Origin of the sequence: Specibacter sp. AOP5-B1-6 (assembly GCF_052376555.1) — a bacterium.
In the GTDB taxonomy this organism is placed as follows: domain Bacteria; phylum Actinomycetota; class Actinomycetes; order Actinomycetales; family Micrococcaceae; genus Specibacter.
In genome coordinates this window covers 1-896 of record NZ_JBQSVT010000113.1, presented here as the reverse complement: position 1 = coordinate 896, position 896 = coordinate 1, and the positions used below count along the sequence as shown (strand labels likewise).

The 896-nt window shown below is 63.8% G+C and carries 2 protein-coding genes and 1 pseudogene; all 3 read left to right on the top strand.

What is annotated here, in order from left to right:
- A pseudogene (locus ACT3TS_RS19700) lies at positions 1-214 on the top strand (sarcosine oxidase subunit beta); the annotation flags it as partial.
- A gap of 32 nt (positions 215-246) precedes the next feature.
- Positions 247-606 (top strand): sarcosine oxidase subunit delta, encoded by a 360-nt coding sequence (locus ACT3TS_RS19695; RefSeq protein WP_444533220.1) that lies wholly within the window; start codon positions 247-249, stop codon positions 604-606.
- 2 nt (positions 607-608) lie between these two features.
- A partial coding sequence (locus ACT3TS_RS19690; protein ID WP_444533219.1) for a 2Fe-2S iron-sulfur cluster-binding protein occupies positions 609-896 on the top strand: 288 nt, incomplete at its 3' end.

Below are 896 nucleotides of genomic sequence, written 5' to 3'. Positions count from 1 at the left end.
CTCTCCCATCGTGGGTCTGAGCCCGGTGGAGAACATGTTTGTGAACTGCGGCTGGGGGACGGGCGGTTTCAAGGGCACCCCCGCCGCAGGGCTTACCTTCGCGCACACCATCGCCACCGGCGCCCCGCATGCGCTGAACAAGCCGTTTGCCTTGGAACGCTTTGAAAGCGGCGCCCTTATCGACGAGCATGGCGCAGCAGCCGTAGCCCACTAACCGGCCCTCTTAGGAAAGATCAGGAGCACATAATGTTGTTGTTTTCATGCCCCAATTGCGGGCCGCGCAACGAAACCGAATTTCACTACGGCGGGCAGGCCCATGTGGCTTATCCCGCACAGCCGAACGAACTGTCGGACCGCGAATGGGCCGAATACCTGTTCTACCGGGAGAACCCCAAGGGTCTGTTCGCGGAGCGCTGGGTGCACACCGCCGGATGCCGCAAATGGTTCAACATGGTCCGCGACACCGTCAGCTACGAAATCCATGCCGTTTACGGGGTGGGTGAGCAGGCTCCGGAAGGCCTGATCGCTCCGGCGGCGGCAAAAACCCAATCCCAGCCCTTGGCACCTGCTGAGGCCGGCACTCTCACATCATCGGAAGGCGTGTAGTCATGACACCGCAGAACCCGCAGCCAAATCGGCTCGCACGCGGCGGCAGGATCGACCGCAGCGCCGCCCTGAACTTCACCGTGGACGGTGTCCCCTACGTCGGCCATCCTGGCGACACCGTGGCGTCGGCCTTGATTGCCAATGGCCGCTTGGCCGCCGGCAACTCCCTGTACGAGGACCGTCCCCGCGGCATCCTGTCATGCGGTGTGGAAGAATCCAACGCGCTGATCAAGGTCGCCGGCCGGTTCCCGGGCCACGCCGCCGAATCCATGCTGCCGGCTACCGCCGTT